Source organism: Mesorhizobium sp. M7A.F.Ca.ET.027.03.2.1 (assembly GCF_003999175.1).
Lineage (GTDB): Bacteria > Pseudomonadota > Alphaproteobacteria > Rhizobiales > Rhizobiaceae > Mesorhizobium.
On the sequence record NZ_RZOM01001712.1, the window covers coordinates 1 to 687 of the forward strand.

General features: G+C 66.1%; 1 protein-coding gene and 1 pseudogene. Both read left to right on the forward strand.

The window, feature by feature from the left end; genetic code table 11:
- Window positions 1-498, forward strand: a 498-nt coding sequence (locus tag EN750_RS37560; RefSeq protein WP_145968347.1) for an ABC transporter permease, incomplete at its 5' end; no start/stop codon positions are given.
- A 3-nt stretch (window positions 499-501) separates the two neighbouring features.
- Window positions 502-687 (forward strand): annotated as a pseudogene (locus tag EN750_RS37565) (ABC transporter ATP-binding protein); the annotation flags it as partial.

Genomic DNA, 687 nt, shown 5'->3' on the forward strand with positions numbered 1-687 from the left:
ATCATGCGGCTTGTCGACGTCACTCTGTCCTTCCCGCCGATGCTGCTGGCTATGGCCGTCGCGGCGTCGCTTGGGCCGGGCCTCGGCAATGCCGCCATCGCCATGGTTCTGGTCTGGTGGCCGGTCTATGCCCGGCTGATGCGGGCGCAGGTGCTGGAGGTGAAGGAGCGTGAGCATGTCGAGGCGGCGATCGCCGCCGGCGCCAGGCCGCGCCGCGTGCTGTTCACGCACATATTGCCGCTTTGCTGGACCCCAGTGCTGATCAGCGCGACCATGGATCTTGGCCAGGTCGTGCTGCTTGCCGCGTCGCTCAGCTTCATCGGACTCGGCGCCACGCCGCCGACCCCCGAATGGGGGTCGATGATCTCGGATGGCGCCGTCCATTTCTACCAATGGTGGATCGCCTTCGGTCCGGGCGTCGCCATCCTCACCATCGTGCTCGGCTTCAACTTCATCGGCGACGGCTTGCGCGACATTCTCGATCCAAGGTCGGATTAAGCGATGAGCGCACAGATATCTACAGCGCCGCCGGGTGCAGTCGACAAGGCGGGCAAAGGTGAGCCGCTGCTGTCCATACGCGGCCTGCGGGTAGGCTTCCGGCGGGCAGGCGATCAGTTCGAAGCGGTGCGCGGCATCGACCTCGACGTCGCCAAGGGCGAAGTGGTCGGCATTGTCGGGGAGTCCGGC